The following is a 14,597-nucleotide window of genomic DNA, read 5'->3' on the forward strand; positions in this document are numbered from 1 at the left end:
ATTAGAAACAGGATTATATAAGTAGTAATTAGGGCATACGAGTTTACAATCGTTGACATTCATAACGACTGGAATGTTATGCTTTTTTAATGCGTAAAGTATTGATGGCGAAATGTGGTGATAGATGAGATTTATATGAGCAATGTCAGGATGAATATCTCTTATAAGTTCTTCAATCTTTTTTTTGGATTCAAAAGAATAGATGAAACGGGAAATGGTTTTTAACGAGTGTGTCAGCTGATATATCAGTGAGTTGTTCGCATAATTGATGTTGCTTACGAAGTATTTTGAATAAGGACTTTCACGATTTCTTTTGTCGTTCATTGAGAAAAAAGACACCTCATGATTCTTTTTTTTCAAAATGTCTTCAAGTTGAAAGAGAAACCTTTCACTTCCTCCATTATCAAAAAGAAATTTGTGGCATAAAAGAACTTTCAATTTTTTTAGTTTCCAATATTTTTGTAGAATATTGATGTAAAAAGTGGATTTACAGTAACTCGTTTATATATTCCTGTTAATTTGTTCGGTTATTTATTGAAAGAAAATAATTTAATTATCTTTTTTATTCCTTTGCCATCTTTGCTGAATAATAATGAAAAAAAATTACTTGTCCACTTTAAAAAAATATTAGGGTTACTAAAAAGAAGTTTCATTTTATTCTTTAGACGAAATCTGTGCTGAAATTTTGCAAAGTCAATCAAAAGGTTTTCAAATTTGCTTTGCTCAATCGTGGTGAGATTCATTTCTGGATTGTGAGGATAAAAGGCGTACCATCTTAAATTAGAGGGAATTTTCCCTTTTTCTTTCATTTTTTCATAAAGATTGCTGCCAGGATATGGAGTCATAACGCTCATATCAGGTGTGTCAATTTTGATTTTTTTAACAAATTTTTTTAAGTTTGAAAAATCTTCTTCTTTATCGTCGGGAAAACCTAAGATTACAAATCCGTTTATTTTTATTCCATTTTTTTTGATGAGCTTTACTTTGTCAATGATTTCAGAAGTACTAAATCCCTTTCCCATTTTTTCAAGGTTTTTATCGCTTGCTGTTTCTATCCCTACAGAAACATTGGCACATCCTGATTTTTTCATCTTTAAAAGCAAGTTTTCGTCCAAAGCGTCAAGACGGGTGTAGCAACCCCACGATATTTTTAAATTTTCAGCACATATTAGTTCACAAATCTTTTCTACTCTCCTTTTGTCATAGGTAAAAGTGTCGTCAAAAAAGCAGAATTGACTGATTCTATATCTCTCCTTGGTAAACTTTATTTGGGATAACACATTTTCAGGACTTCGCAGCCGAAGTTTTCTTGTCCATACTGCACAGGAGGCGCAAAAGCTGCATTCATAAGGACAACCTCTTGAGGTTAAAATATAGCCTAAACTCGGAAGGGGAAAATCCTCATAATTTATAATGGAATCGATAGCGGGAAAGGGAATGGCATCGAGATTTCCAATTAAAGGACGGTGATAGTTATTGATAATCTCTCCATTTGATTTATAGGAGATTCCTCTTATATTCTTGAAATCATTTCCTCTATTGATTGATTCAATCAGCTCAGAAAAAGTTTCTTCTCCTTCCCCTTTGACAACGAAATCAATTGTATCTTCTTTAATTACATCTTCAGGAAATATTGAAGAATGAATTCCTCCGAAAATGACAGGAATTTTGTTATCAATTTTTTTTACAATTTTCGAAATATTAACCGCAGAGTCGTATGTTGGTGTAACTGATGTAATTCCTACTATATCAGGCATAACACTGCTAATGACACCTTCTATTTCATCCCATATCGGAGCATTTATGTCCTCAATTGTCTTATAACATTGCCATCTGTTTTTGATGTATAGAAGATTGAAATTCCTGAAGCCAAGAGATGTAAGTTCTTTATTGAACTCAGTGCAATAAATTTTTACTTTGTGCCCGCTTTTTTTTATTACTGAAGCAATATATGTTAATCCCCATGGAATGATATTATCTAATGAAAAGTCAAACAATCGATAATGAGGTGGTGAAATCAATAATATGTTCATCGTTTTTCATCTTAAATCTATGGGTATTTTTTTTCAATTCTTTTATTTCTTCCCACCAAAGACTCTCTTGACACAAATAAATCAATCTGTTAGTTTCCATCGTTATTTTTCAATAAGTTGGAGAGTTATTTAAGGGGTTAACATGGCAAAAAGAAAGATCATAGAAAAGGGATATGAACCGGGAAACATTGAAAAAAAATGGTATGACTATTGGCTTGAGAAAAAATATTTTCATGCAGATGATTCATCGGATAAACCTCCCTATTCAATTGTAATACCTCCCCCAAATGTTACTGGATCGCTTCATATGGGACATGCTCTCAACAATACTCTGCAGGATGTCCTTATCCGTTATAAGAGGATGGACGGCTTCAATACCCTGTGGATGCCCGGCACTGACCATGCGGGAATTGCCACACAGCATGTAGTCGAGAAAAAGCTCAAAGAGGAGGGTACTGATAGACACGAGCTTGGAAGGGAAAAGTTCATTGAACGTGTTTGGAAATGGAAAGAACAATATGGAGGATTCATTATAAATCAATTGAAACGATTGGGAGCTTCCTGCGATTGGGACCGTGAAAGATTTACGATGGACGAGGGGCTATCTTCTGCTGTAAGGGAAGTTTTTGTGCGCCTTTATAATGAAGGATTGATTTATAGAGGAAATTATATAATCAACTGGTGTCCAGTATGCCGAACAGCGCTTTCAGATCTTGAAGTGGAATATTCTGAAAAGAAAGGTGCTCTTTACCATATCAGATATCCATTTGCCGATGATCCTTCAAAAGGTGTTGTAGTTGCAACGACCCGTCCTGAAACAATGTTAGGTGATACTGCTGTGGCTGTGAATCCCAATGATGAAAGATATGAGGCATTAAAAGGCAAAACGGTCATCCTCCCCCTAATGGATAGGGAAATTCCTGTAATAATGGATGATTATGTTGATATGGAGTTTGGTACAGGTTGTCTCAAAATTACACCAGCCCACGACCCCAATGACTTTGAAATAGGTCTTCGTTTCAATCTTGAAATGATAAATATAATGAATGTTGACGGCACAATCAATGAGAATGGAGGAAAATATCAAGGGTTAGATAGATTTGAGGCAAGAAAGAAGGTGTTGGATGACCTCGAAAGGCAAGGCTTATTGATTAAGGTTGAAGATTATAACCATTCAGTGGGACATTGTTATAGATGCCGTTCTGTCGTAGAACCTTATCTTTCCAAGCAGTGGTTTGTAAAAACAAAACCTCTCGCAGAAGAGGCAATTAAAGCTGTTCGTGACGGAAGAATTCGTATTATTCCATCTATGTGGGAAAATTCATATTTCAGCTGGATGGAAAATATTCGTGATTGGTGTATTTCAAGACAAATTTGGTGGGGGCACAGAATTCCAATTTGGTATTGTAAAGATTGCGGCGAAATAATTGCCGCAACGAAAGTTCCACAAAACTGTGCAAAATGCAGTTCACAGAATTTGGAGCAGGAAACTGATGTCCTCGATACATGGTTTAGTTCAGCCCTTTGGCCCTTCTCAACCTTGGGTTGGCCCGAAGAAACAGATGCACTGAAAACTTTTTATCCTACTTCCTGCCTTATAACGGGTTTTGATATACTTTTTTTCTGGGTTGCCAGAATGATAATGATGGGCTTGAAATTTCGAGGTGATGTCCCATTTCGTGAAGTTTATATTCACGCGTTAGTTCGTGATGCGCAGGGACAAAAAATGTCGAAATCCAAAGGAAATGTAATCGATCCTCTTTTGATGATTGACAAATATGGGACCGATGCTTTTCGCTTCACGCTCGTAGCTCTTGCGGCTCAGGGAAGAGATGTCAAGATATCGGAGGAAAGAATCGAAGGATACAGGCATTTCGTAAATAAGCTATGGAATGCATCAAGGTTTGTGTTGATGAATATTGATTTGGACAATAATGATTTCGATTTTAAAAGAGCAGGCGAATGTCTATCGCTTGAAACTATTGATAAGTGGATATATGCAGAATTGAAAAAACTCATAAAGACTGTCCGCAATGCCCTTGACGCATATCGCTTCAATGATGCTGCGAGCGCTATTTATCAATTTTTATGGCATCAATATTGTGACTGGTTTATCGAGTTGGCAAAGACTGACCTGATGAAATCAGATATAGATGAAGAAAGAAAAGACAGTATCAGATTTGTGCTAGTTGATATACTGGAAAAAACCTTGCGCCTACTTCACCCCTTTATGCCTTTTGTCACAGAGGAGATATGGCATTTTTTACCTAACCATGGAGAGAGCATAACTATTGCACCTTTCCCCAAAGAAGATGATGTAAAATATGCTATGGAAAGCGTTTCGGAGATAGAGGAACTAAAAGCCCTAATAAATGGAGTAAGAAATGTAAGAGGCGAAATGAATATTTCACCGGCAAGTAGAATCGACTTAATAATTAATTTCTTTGATGAAATTCACTTAAATAGGGTAAAATCTTATGAGGGATATATTGAAGCTTTATGCAGGACTAAATCTATCAAGTTTGGCGTTGGAATGAATAAGCCGAAGCAGTCGGCAGTTGCTGTAAGCCATTTTTTTGAAGCCTATATTCCTTTGGAAGGGCTTATTGATATTGATGAAGAGAAAAAGAGGCTTCTGAAACAAAAAGCAAAACTTGAAAAAGACAGAGCAACATCTTCAAAGAAATTGGCAAATGAAAAGTTTCTTGCTAATGCACCTTCAGATGTTATTGAAAAAGAAAAAGGGAAACTCGAGAAAGTAGAAAAAGAAATAAAAAGGATTGAGAATCATCTCAATATGTTTGAGGCATAAAGATGAATATAGACTGGACAAAAGTTGACCCCCTTATAGAATGGTCTATTGAAGAAGATGTGGGGACAGGTGATATTACCACAAATGGAGTCCTTTATGAAAAGGTTCCTGCCATAGGAGAAATGATAGCAAAGGATGATATGGTTTTGGCGGGGATTGAAATCGTACCGCGAATACTATCAAAGGTTACTGAGGATTTTGAATTTAATGCAAATTTTAAAGATGGCGACCATGTCCCAGATAAATCGACGATTGCAACCATCAAAGCTGAGGCACATATTCTTCTAACCCATGAACGAGTGATTCTCAATTATGTACAACGTCTTTCTGGGATTGCAACATATGCATCGAAATTTGCCTCACAAGTAGAAGGAACAAAAGCCAAGATAGTAGATACAAGGAAGACAACACCCGGATGGCGTGTCCTTGAAAAATATGCAGTAAGAGTTGGAGGCGGTAAGAATCACAGATTTGGGCTCTTTGATGCTGTTTTAATTAAAGATAATCATATAAAAATGGTTGGAAGCATTACTGAAGCTGTAAGCAGAATGCGGGATTTTGTGCCTCACTATCTTAAACTTGAAGTAGAAGCAAGCACGCCTGAAGAAGTTAAAGAAGCCCTTGATGCAGGTGTTGAAATCATAATGCTTGATAATATGGATGAAGAAACACTCGAGGAGATGGTTAAATTGATTGATGGTAAAGCGACAATAGAAGTTTCGGGAGGGGTAACCCTTGATAATGTTGGTAAAATAGCCAAATTAGGAGTTGACCTCATCTCGATTGGAGCGCTAACTCATTCAGCCGCAGCAGAAGATATCAGTATGATAATCAAGCCTCTTGATTCATAATTCACGGGGATATTTTGATGATATTTAGCATTTCAGGCAAAAAAGTCAGAAAAGGTGGAAAATTTTTTCTTATAGCAGGACCTTGTGTAATTGAAAGTGAAAAACTTTGTATTGACATCGCCAAAAAGGTAAAAGACATATGCAGAAAGGAAGGAATCTTTTACATTTTCAAATCATCCTTTGATAAGGCAAATCGTTCATCGATCAAATCCTTTAGGGGGCCGGGATTTGAAAAAGGTCTCGATATTTTGGCAAATGTGAAATCAAAAGCAGGAGTCCCAATACTTTCTGATATTCATGAACCAAATCAAGCGGTTGATGCTTCGCAGGTACTCGATGTGATTCAAATTCCTGCTTTTCTTTGCCGTCAGACAGACCTTCTTATTGAAGCGGCAAAGACTGGTAAACCTTTGAATGTCAAAAAGGGGCAGTTTCTTGCTCCTCGTGATGTCTCGAATATCATTGAGAAAATTCAAAGCGCTGGCAATAAGAAGATTATGCTTACAGAGAGAGGGACAACTTTCGGATATAATAATTTGGTTGTTGATTTTAGAGGAATAGAAATTATGAAAAAGATGCCTTCTCTTGTCGGCTTTGATGCAACTCATAGTGTCCAATTACCGGGTGGAAGAGGTGTTTCATCAGGAGGAGAAAGCGAATATATTTTTCCACTTGTTTGCGCAGCATCGGCAGTTGGTGTCGATTTCATTTATGCCGAAGTGCATACCAATCCAGCGAAAGCCCTTTGTGATGCGCCAAATACACTTTCTCTTGGTGCATTGAAAAAACTCATCAGAAAAGCAAAAGCCATAGAAAAAGCTGTGAAGAGATAAAGAGAAAAAGATGAGTATTTGCGGCATTGGTATAGACCATATAGATATAGCAAAATTCAAATCTGTCTTGGAAAAAAGACGGGAAAGGTTTATAAAAAGGATATTTACCGAGAAAGAAAGGGAACTTGCAGGACAAAAAAATTTTTTAATGACGCTTGCAGGCAGATATGTGTCAAAAGAAGCTGTATTCAAAGCTCTTTCCCCTGCAAAGAATTCAGGTATATCATGGAAGGATATTGAGGTCCTAAATGAAGAATCAGGCACACCGATTGTGACTCTATATGGAAAAGCGCTCGAGCTTTTCAATGAAAAAAATATGAAAAAGATTTTTATTTCTATATCCCATACAAATACCTGTGCATTTGCGATGGTTGTTGTAGAGAAGGATTAGAGGTTGATAAAAGAATTTTCAATGATTTCCCTATTTAGATGATAAAGCGATGGCAACTCCTCAATATGTCAGAAGAATGTTTGCTTCTATTACCCAAAGATACGACCTTTTGAATCATCTTTTATCTTTTGGGTTGGATAGAAGCTGGCGTAAAAAGACTGCAGGTATTGCCCTTTCAGCAGGCAGCAGTGTCCTTGACATATGTGCTGGAACTCTTGATTTGTCAATTGAAATCAAGGAGCAGAAAAACGATGCAATGGTTGTATCAACAGATTTTTGCACTGAAATGCTGATTCATGGCATCAAAAAAATAAAAAATAATCCAAAAATAATGGAAATTCGAGTCCTCTCTGCAGATGCGATTTGCCTCCCCTTTAAGGATGAATCTTTCAACGCAGTAACAGTTGCATTTGGATTAAGAAATATTTCCCAATTGAAAAAAGCATTATCAGAAATGAGACGAGTGATAAAGAGGGGAGGGAAGGCAGTAATTTTGGAATTTTATAAACCTGAGGGCCTTTTCTTGTCTCTGCTGTTTCGTCCCTATTTGAGATTTGTGCTTCCTTTCATTGGACGGATAATCTCTGGAGATAAAGTTGCATACACTTATTTGAGGGATTCTGTAGAGGGGTTTGTAAGCCGCAAAGAAATGTCCGAACGACTCATTGAAGCAGGATTCAAAGATGTTGAATTTAAGGACCTTTCATTTGGAATTGCTACAATACATACAGGCGTAAAAGAATAATGGCTCAAGTAAAATTTATCGAATTTTTGAAAGACATCAAAATTGAACATACTCTTTTTGCTTTGCCATTTGCTATAACTTCAATGTTTATGGCAATCGACTCTTTACCGGAAATCAAACTTTTTTTCTGGATTATCCTTGCAATGGTTGGTGCAAGAAGTTGGGCTATGGCATTTAACAGAATTGTAGATGCTGAATATGATAGAAAAAATGAGAGGACTAAAAACAGAGCAATACCTGCTGGCAGGTTGAGCAAAAAACAGATGTTTTTTTACGCTTTTATTGCCCTTTTAATATTTGAGATATCAGCATATGAAATAAACCATCTTGCCTTTCTACTTTCTCCATTGGCTATTTTCATAATATCATTTTATTCTTTTACTAAGCGTTTTTCCTATTTTTCTCACTTCTTTCTCGGCTTATCTCTTGCAATTGCACCGGTTGGTGCATGGGTTGCTGTAAAGGAGGAAATTTCATTGATTTCAATTTTGCTTGGTTGCGCAGTCCTTTTTTGGACAGCAGGTTTTGATATTTTATATTCATTGCAGGATATCGAGTTTGACAAAAAGGAAGGTCTTTATTCATTTCCGGTAAAGTTTGGCATTGAGAAGTCTCTGCTAACAGCAAGAATTATGCATGCCATAATGATATTATTTTTAATAATACTTTCATATCCGGCAGCGCTTGGAAGATTTTATATATTAGGAATTGTCTTATGCGGAATATTTATCGCCTATGAACATTTCATCGTAAAACCAAGCGATTTGAGTCGAATTAATCAGGCATTTTTTACGGTCAATGCAGTAGTTAGCGTTGCAATTATGATATTTACCATTGCCGACATTTTTTTACGGTAGATATATAGTTGTAGGTGAATTTTTCCCTTCTTTTTTGTTTAGCAATACCTCGACACTCGAGAAGACCTGTATAATTTTGCCTGAAAATCCCTTTTTCATTAGACTTTTTTTCAATTCTTGTGTATTAGAAAAAAGTTTTATTGAAAATTCAAAATATTCATAATGCCAATTTAATGGAAGGAGGATGAAGAAGTGGGATTGAATCTAACTCAAAAGATTTTAAAATCACACCTTGTAAGCGGAAAGCTTATTCCCGGTGAAGAAATTGCAATAAAAATTGATCAAACTCTTACCCAAGATGCTACGGGGACAATGGCATATCTGCAGTTTGAAGCTCTTGGAATACCGAGAGTTAAAACAAAACTTTCTGTAAGTTATGTTGACCACAATACCTTACAGTCGGGTTTTGAAAATGCTGATGACCACCGTTATCTTCAGTCTGTAGCGGCAAAGTATGGAATTTATTTTTCAAAGCCGGGAAACGGCATTTGTCATCAAGTAAATCTTGAGCGTTTTGGTGTGCCCGGCAGAACGCTTCTTGGCTCTGACAGCCATACACCAACAGGCGGCGGCATCGGAATGATTGCAATCGGTGCAGGTGGGTTGGATGTTGCAGTTGCAATGGGGGGAGGACCATTTTATCTTGCCACACCCAAAGTAGTTCTTGTTGAACTGACAGGAAAGCTCCGTCCTGGTGTTTCTGCCAAAGATATTATTCTCGAGGTATTAAGGCAGGTTTCAGTCAAAGGTGGAGTTGGAAAAATATTTGAATACGGAGGTCCCGGCGTAAAAACTTTGAGTGTCCCGGAACGTTCAACCATTACAAATATGGGCGCTGAGCTTGGTGCTACAACATCGATTTTCCCGAGTGATGAAGTAACAAAAGAGTTCCTCAAAGCACAGGGGAGAGTAAAGGATTGGAAGGAATTGAAAGCGGACAAGGATTGCGAATATGATGAAGTTTTAAAGATCGATTTGAATAAGTTAGAACCATTGATTGCCCAGCCCCATTCACCTGACAATGTCTGTAAGGTAAAGGAAATTGAAGGTAAACCTGTTCAACAGGTCATAATTGGAAGCTGCACAAATTCTTCATATAAGGATCTAATGACTGTTGCAGGGCTTTTGAAGGGCAAAAAAGTCCATCCTGATGTAAGTTTTGCTGTGGCGCCGGGTTCGAAGCAGGTTTTTGAGATGATATCGAGGAATGGAGCTCTTGCTGAAATTGTTGCCGCTGGAGCTAGAATCCTTGAATCAGCCTGCGGTCCCTGTATTGGTATGGGACAAGCTCCTTGCAGTGGCGGTGTTACTGTAAGAACATTCAATAGGAATTTTCTTGGACGTTCCGGTACAAAAGATGCATTGGTTTATCTTGCAAGCCCCGAGGTGGCTGTCGCAACTGCTCTCAAAGGGAAAATTGCAGATCCAAGAAAACTTGGGAAGTTCCCAAAAGTTTCAATGCCGAAAAAGTTTATTGTAAATGATAATCTCATTGTAAAGCCGCCAAGAGACGGAAGCAAGGTTGAGATTGTCAGGGGACCAAATATTGCTCCACTTCCGAAAAATAAACCATTGCCAAATACATTGTCGGGAAAAGTGCTTCTTAAAGTAGGTGACAATATAACGACTGACCACATTATGCCAGCAGGGGCAAAGATTTTACCGCTTCGCTCGAATATACCTAAAATATCTGAACATGTTTTTGAGGTTGTTGATCCAAATTTTTCTGAACGGGCAAAAAAGAATAAAGGAGGATTCATCATAGGTGGTGAAAACTATGGACAAGGATCAAGCCGTGAGCATGCGGCTCTTGCTCCTATGTATCTGGGAATCAAATTTGTTCTCGCTAAATCATTTGCAAGAATACACAGGGCGAATTTAGTTAATTTTGGTATTCTTCCCCTTAGATTCAGCAAAGATTCAGATTACGCCTCTTTGAAAGAGGGTGATACACTCAAGATTGAAAATGTTCATAAAGCGTTGAAAAACAATGAACCTCTCAAAGTAAGAAACTTGAGGACGAAGAAGACACTCGAAGCAACCTATGATTTGACCGAAAGGCAAAAGGCAATAATCCTTGCCGGAGGATTGCTCAACTATACTAAAAAGAATGTTAAGTAAATAAATTTAAGCAAAAATTTTAAAAGGGCAGAGTTTCGTCTTGAAGCTCTGCCTTTTTTGCGGAATTCGATTTGGCAATAAAAAAGCAGGAAACCATTTTTCTGATTTCCTGCTTTATAGGTTCTAAATCAAATATTATTTCATCTTTTTCTTTAATCCAACTGCGCCCAAAAGTCCAAGTCCGAGAAGAACGAATGTTGAAGGCTCTGGAATAGGGAAAGCAAATGATTGGCTATCAGGAATTATATCGCTTGTCAATTCGGCGAGCTGTCCGGTGTTTCCGAGATATATACCAGAGAAAAGGTCATAGCCATATGAATCATAATCTTGCCAACCGAAATGCCATTCGATTCTGCCTGTATCATACAAAATTATTTCAAATTCATTTAGATAATCGGAATCTTCATCATCATATGTTTCAGTGTACCAAAAGAATATGGCGCGGTTCGATTCGAGCTTGTAACCATAATGTCCATAATAGTAAGATGATAAATCATCATAAGCTGCCATTAGGTATGTACCATCAGGGTTGTCAGCAATCAAATCATATTCATATCCATATCCATAATTGGAGTCGGTGTCAAACTCGTCCATTAATTGGACATATCCATTTGAATCGATGGCAAAGCGGTCATAGGTCTTGTTTGCAATTTCGACGGTAAAGCCAAGAGAAATATCTGTCCAATGAGAGTCATCATCAGAATCATAAAAATCAAGACTCGATGGAGCATAATAGTGATAATTGCTTGGAATCTCATAAAAATTGGGGTCAACAGGTGTAATGGCTTGAGAATTTACCAAGAAAGTTCCAAAAAATATAAGACTGAGAATTAATACTTTAAATGTCTTCATCATTATCTCTCCCTTTAAAGTGATGCTTCAAAAATTATACGAATCATCCAACCGTTGCTCTTTAATTTTAAGCAATAACTGTGCCAATTCTTTGCTCAGACATCATTTTTTTTTAACATATTGAAATTTCGAATTATTTTCATTTCTATGATTGTACCGTTAAAAAAATAAATTATGATATGATGAAAAAAGTGTCTTAAAAGTCGACATATAAACTTAAGAATAATGCTAACATACTGAAAAATAATATAAAAAAGTGTTCAAAAAACCGACACTTTCAATATCTTTTTACTGACACTGCGAAATTAAATTGTATATGACTCAAAAGAAATTATCAGTTGCCAAGTGATAATGATTTGAATTATTTAAAAATTTATGCAAAAGAGTTGTTATAGATTAAGAGTAAAGGAGGAATATTATGAAAGTACTGGGAATATCAGGAAGCCCTCGCAGGAACAAGACGACAGACAGGCTTGTGCAGGAGGTTTTGAGTACAGTTGATTGTGAAAGTGAATTCATTTCTCTTGCAGGGAAAAAAATTTCTCCCTGCATTGCCTGCCTTGGATGTGTAAAAGATAATATCTGTAAAGTGAAAGATGATATGACAGAGTTGCGCAAAAAAATTGTTGAGGCAGATGCCTATGTGATTGGTGCTCCTAATTATTTTTCAGTACTCAATGGATTGACGCACTGCTTTATGGAACGTTTTTATCAATTCAGACATCGTGAGGGGAAGGCAGTTGCGGGGAAGCTCGGTATTGCTGTTGGCGTTGGGGGAGGTATGCCCAATGCTCCTGCAGAAAACATCAAAACCTTTTTCCAATATAATCAGATTGAGTGTATTGGGGAGATTACAGCTCAAGGGGCGGCATGCTGTTTTGTGTGTGGATATGGAGAAACCTGCAAAGTTGGAGCAATTTATATGTTTATGGGTGAAGGGACAAAAATTACAGATGAGATAATTCCTGACCTTTCAAAACAACCTGATAAGATTGAAGAAGCACATCAACTTGGCAAAAAACTTAGTGAAAGACTGAAAAGTTTTGCCCTCGGCACTTAATTTTCTATTAAAATACGTACTTCAAAAGGATAAATCCCCCAAGAAGTAAGATTACAAAAATAATCGAGAGAATATTGAAATATTTATCTATGAATTCCCTTATAGGTTCGCCAAACTTCCACAAAAGTCCTGCCACAATGAAAAAGCGTGCAGACCTTGAAATAACTGAAGCAAGAACAAAGACAGGGAAATTTATGGAAAAAACGCCTCCAGCTATTGTAAAAACCTTGTATGGAATGGGGGTGAAGCCTGCTGTGAAAACAGCCCAAAAATTCCATTCATTATATATTTTGCTTACACGGTCAAAGACTGCAGGTGTAAATCCCGGCACATAGTGAAAAAAGAAATATGAAATCCCCGCATATTCCCACAAAAATTTACCGATTCCATATCCCAGCATTCCTCCAAGGGCCGAGCCGATTGAGCAAATAAGTGCAAACTTGAATGCCCTGCGCGGTTTAGAAATAACAAGCGCTATTAGCAGCACATCCGGAGGAATTGGAAAGAACGAAGATTCCGCAAAAGCGAGTAAAAAAAGTGCCGGCGCTCCATATGGAGTATCAGCCCAATGGAGGACCCAATCATAAAGTTTTCTCAGCATTAAATCTTTTCTTACCTTCTTTTAGCCATAAGCTGTTTTAGCTGAGAGCGCAGTTGCTTGACATCTTTCTGAAGGTCCTCTTCACTTTTATCAGGTGTGCGCAGTTTGCTTGCTTTAATGAAGTTTTCTTCAGCTTTTTTCGCATATTCATTGAGGAGTTTTCTATCTTTCTCAAGTTTGATTTTTTCAACATATAGCATAGTCTTATATTGATATGTATCAGGAGCGTTTGGGTTTATTTCTATTGATTTATCCAACATTGCCAAACCATCTGCTATAGCTTCGTATTTTAGATGTTTCATTAATTCGGAAATAGCTCTGCTTGCATATGTCTTTTTGATTCCCAATTCTTTGCTCACATAAATAGCCATATTATCGGGATTTTTAGTGAAAATTGCGCGAGCCTGTTTGGATTTGGTGAATGACAAATCAGGGGCTGCATTTATTATGCATTTTAAAATATCAAAAGTGTCTTCTGTTGAGCATGCATAAATCTTTTCTGCAAGCTCGTCATCGATGTCTTTTATTCTTTTTAATTTTTCTATAAAGACTTTTTTGTCGATTGCCGCCAAAACATCTTTTTCAGGCGTTTTAATAAGATTTATAAGCGACAATGCATCTTCTTTTTTTAATCTTCCTGCTTTGGCAACTGCCTTGACTGCATTTTCATCAGCCGCAACCTTGTCGATGAATTCATCTGTGCCAAGCAGTACTTCAGGTTTTTTAACAGCAAAGCAAAGTCCCCAATCTAAAACTCCCATTCTGTAATAGGCATCTGCATTGGCAGGATCAAATTCAAGCCATTTTTTTAGATATTTTCTTGCATTTGGCAAATCTCCGTCATCCATAAACATTGCGGCAACTTTTGCATATTCATTGGAGATGTTCATCTGAGCATCAGCTCGTTCAGGGTCAAGCTCTAAAACCTTCTTGTAATATTTTATTGCATTTTCAGAAAGTTCAGCCGCCAGCTTGTGTTCCGTTTCACTTTTCGTAGCAAGAAAAAGATTTGAATAACATACTGCTATATTTTGGTATGGATTTGGGTCATTGGGCATTAACTCCGAAGCTTTTTTAAATGATTCTATTGCCTTTTCAAATTCTGAAGCGCCATAGTATTTTTCGCCTTCCTTCATCAGTTTTCTAAATTCGGCGTTTTTACCGCCGCACGAAGGAAATATTATTGCCAATGATAGAACAAGAATAAGAGCCGCAAATTTCTTTCCAAACATCATTTCCCCTCCTAAAAATGGTATAAGTATAAATCAAATTTCTTCAACAAAGAGTTTATAAGCCACTATGTATAACTTATGTCAAGAAATTTATACTCTTCGAAAAAAAAATCAATGTCGAGAATAACAATAAAAATGAATAAAGTTCGTTTACACACTTGCAAATTTATTTTATTTAAAAAGTGAATTGTTTTTTAAAACTTATAAAC

The 14,597-nt window shown here is 36.9% G+C and carries 13 protein-coding genes; 8 read left to right on the top strand and 5 right to left on the bottom strand.

The genetic code is table 11. From position 1 onward, the window contains the following. Together D6734_01935 and D6734_01940 are read right to left on the bottom strand one after the other, a co-directional pair. Window positions 1-474: hypothetical protein (locus D6734_01935; GenBank protein ID RMF97531.1), on the bottom strand; the 474-nt coding region annotated here is incomplete at its 3' end. 53 nt (window positions 475-527) lie between these two features. After that, entirely contained in the window at window positions 528-2,033 is a 1,506-nt protein-coding gene (locus D6734_01940) for a radical SAM protein (GenBank protein RMF97519.1), read from the bottom strand. A 142-nt stretch (window positions 2,034-2,175) separates the two neighbouring features. Here D6734_01940 and D6734_01945 point away from each other — a divergent pair, with 142 nt between their 5' ends. The 7 genes from D6734_01945 (at window position 2,176) to D6734_01975 (ending at window position 10,643) form a co-directional block, all read left to right on the top strand. Then, window positions 2,176-4,845, top strand: a complete 2,670-nt coding sequence (locus tag D6734_01945) for a valine--tRNA ligase (GenBank protein ID RMF97520.1) — start codon at window positions 2,176-2,178, stop codon at window positions 4,843-4,845. Window positions 4,846-4,847: 2 nt separating this feature from the next. Next, window positions 4,848-5,696 carry a carboxylating nicotinate-nucleotide diphosphorylase gene (nadC, locus tag D6734_01950; GenBank protein ID RMF97521.1) on the top strand — a complete coding sequence of 283 codons (849 nt, stop codon included), beginning with the start codon at window positions 4,848-4,850 and terminating at the stop codon, window positions 5,694-5,696. A 17-nt stretch (window positions 5,697-5,713) separates the two neighbouring features. After that, window positions 5,714-6,529: a 3-deoxy-8-phosphooctulonate synthase gene (locus D6734_01955; protein RMF97522.1), complete on the top strand. Its 816-nt coding sequence runs from the start codon at window positions 5,714-5,716 to the stop codon at window positions 6,527-6,529. Window positions 6,530-6,539: 10 nt separating this feature from the next. After that, window positions 6,540-6,920, top strand: coding sequence for a holo-[acyl-carrier-protein] synthase (acpS, locus tag D6734_01960; GenBank protein RMF97523.1), 381 nt, complete (start codon window positions 6,540-6,542; stop codon window positions 6,918-6,920). 49 nt (window positions 6,921-6,969) lie between these two features. After that, a complete protein-coding gene (gene ubiE / locus D6734_01965) occupies window positions 6,970-7,665 on the top strand; it encodes a bifunctional demethylmenaquinone methyltransferase/2-methoxy-6-polyprenyl-1,4-benzoquinol methylase UbiE (GenBank protein ID RMF97524.1) in 696 nt (231 codons plus the stop codon). Further along, complete coding sequence (locus D6734_01970; GenBank protein RMF97525.1) at window positions 7,665-8,522, top strand: 4-hydroxybenzoate octaprenyltransferase; 858 nt, start codon at window positions 7,665-7,667, stop codon at window positions 8,520-8,522. The genes ubiE and D6734_01970 overlap by 1 nt, the downstream gene beginning before the upstream one ends. Window positions 8,523-8,714: 192 nt before the next feature. Further along, the gene (locus tag D6734_01975) at window positions 8,715-10,643 is read left to right on the top strand and encodes an aconitate hydratase (protein RMF97526.1); all 1,929 of its coding nucleotides are present in this window, start codon (window positions 8,715-8,717) and stop codon (window positions 10,641-10,643) included. Window positions 10,644-10,778: 135 nt separating this feature from the next. On the opposite strand, the gene D6734_01980 is transcribed toward D6734_01975, so the two are convergent. After that, window positions 10,779-11,498, bottom strand: coding sequence for a PEP-CTERM sorting domain-containing protein (locus D6734_01980; protein RMF97527.1), 720 nt, complete (start codon window positions 11,496-11,498; stop codon window positions 10,779-10,781). A 415-nt stretch (window positions 11,499-11,913) separates the two neighbouring features. Between D6734_01980 and D6734_01985 the strand changes: the two genes are divergently transcribed. Next, window positions 11,914-12,555, top strand: a complete 642-nt coding sequence (locus D6734_01985; protein RMF97528.1) for a flavodoxin family protein — start codon at window positions 11,914-11,916, stop codon at window positions 12,553-12,555. A 7-nt stretch (window positions 12,556-12,562) separates the two neighbouring features. Here the strand turns inward: D6734_01985 and D6734_01990 are convergent, their stop codons facing one another. Further along, window positions 12,563-13,156 carry a DedA family protein gene (locus D6734_01990; GenBank protein RMF97529.1) on the bottom strand — a complete coding sequence of 198 codons (594 nt, stop codon included), beginning with the start codon at window positions 13,154-13,156 and terminating at the stop codon, window positions 12,563-12,565. A gap of 11 nt (window positions 13,157-13,167) precedes the next feature. Continuing rightward, window positions 13,168-14,391, bottom strand: a complete 1,224-nt coding sequence (locus D6734_01995; protein RMF97530.1) for a hypothetical protein — start codon at window positions 14,389-14,391, stop codon at window positions 13,168-13,170. Window positions 14,392-14,597 lie beyond the last annotated feature (206 nt).

The organism is Candidatus Schekmanbacteria bacterium (assembly GCA_003695725.1).
Taxonomy (GTDB): domain Bacteria; phylum Schekmanbacteria; class GWA2-38-11; order GWA2-38-11; family J061; genus J061.

Coding starts and splice junctions, on each gene's coding strand:
- D6734_01940 (RMF97519.1), bottom strand. CDS start 2,033: ATGAACATATTATTGATTTCACCACCTCATTATCGATTGTTTGACTTT.
- D6734_01945 (RMF97520.1), top strand. CDS start 2,176: ATGGCAAAAAGAAAGATCATAGAAAAGGGATATGAACCGGGAAACATT.
- nadC (RMF97521.1), top strand. CDS start 4,848: ATGAATATAGACTGGACAAAAGTTGACCCCCTTATAGAATGGTCTATT.
- D6734_01955 (RMF97522.1), top strand. CDS start 5,714: ATGATATTTAGCATTTCAGGCAAAAAAGTCAGAAAAGGTGGAAAATTT.
- acpS (RMF97523.1), top strand. CDS start 6,540: ATGAGTATTTGCGGCATTGGTATAGACCATATAGATATAGCAAAATTC.
- ubiE (RMF97524.1), top strand. CDS start 6,970: ATGGCAACTCCTCAATATGTCAGAAGAATGTTTGCTTCTATTACCCAA.
- D6734_01970 (RMF97525.1), top strand. CDS start 7,665: ATGGCTCAAGTAAAATTTATCGAATTTTTGAAAGACATCAAAATTGAA.
- D6734_01980 (RMF97527.1), bottom strand. CDS start 11,498: ATGATGAAGACATTTAAAGTATTAATTCTCAGTCTTATATTTTTTGGA.
- D6734_01985 (RMF97528.1), top strand. CDS start 11,914: ATGAAAGTACTGGGAATATCAGGAAGCCCTCGCAGGAACAAGACGACA.
- D6734_01990 (RMF97529.1), bottom strand. CDS start 13,156: ATGCTGAGAAAACTTTATGATTGGGTCCTCCATTGGGCTGATACTCCA.
- D6734_01995 (RMF97530.1), bottom strand. CDS start 14,391: ATGATGTTTGGAAAGAAATTTGCGGCTCTTATTCTTGTTCTATCATTG.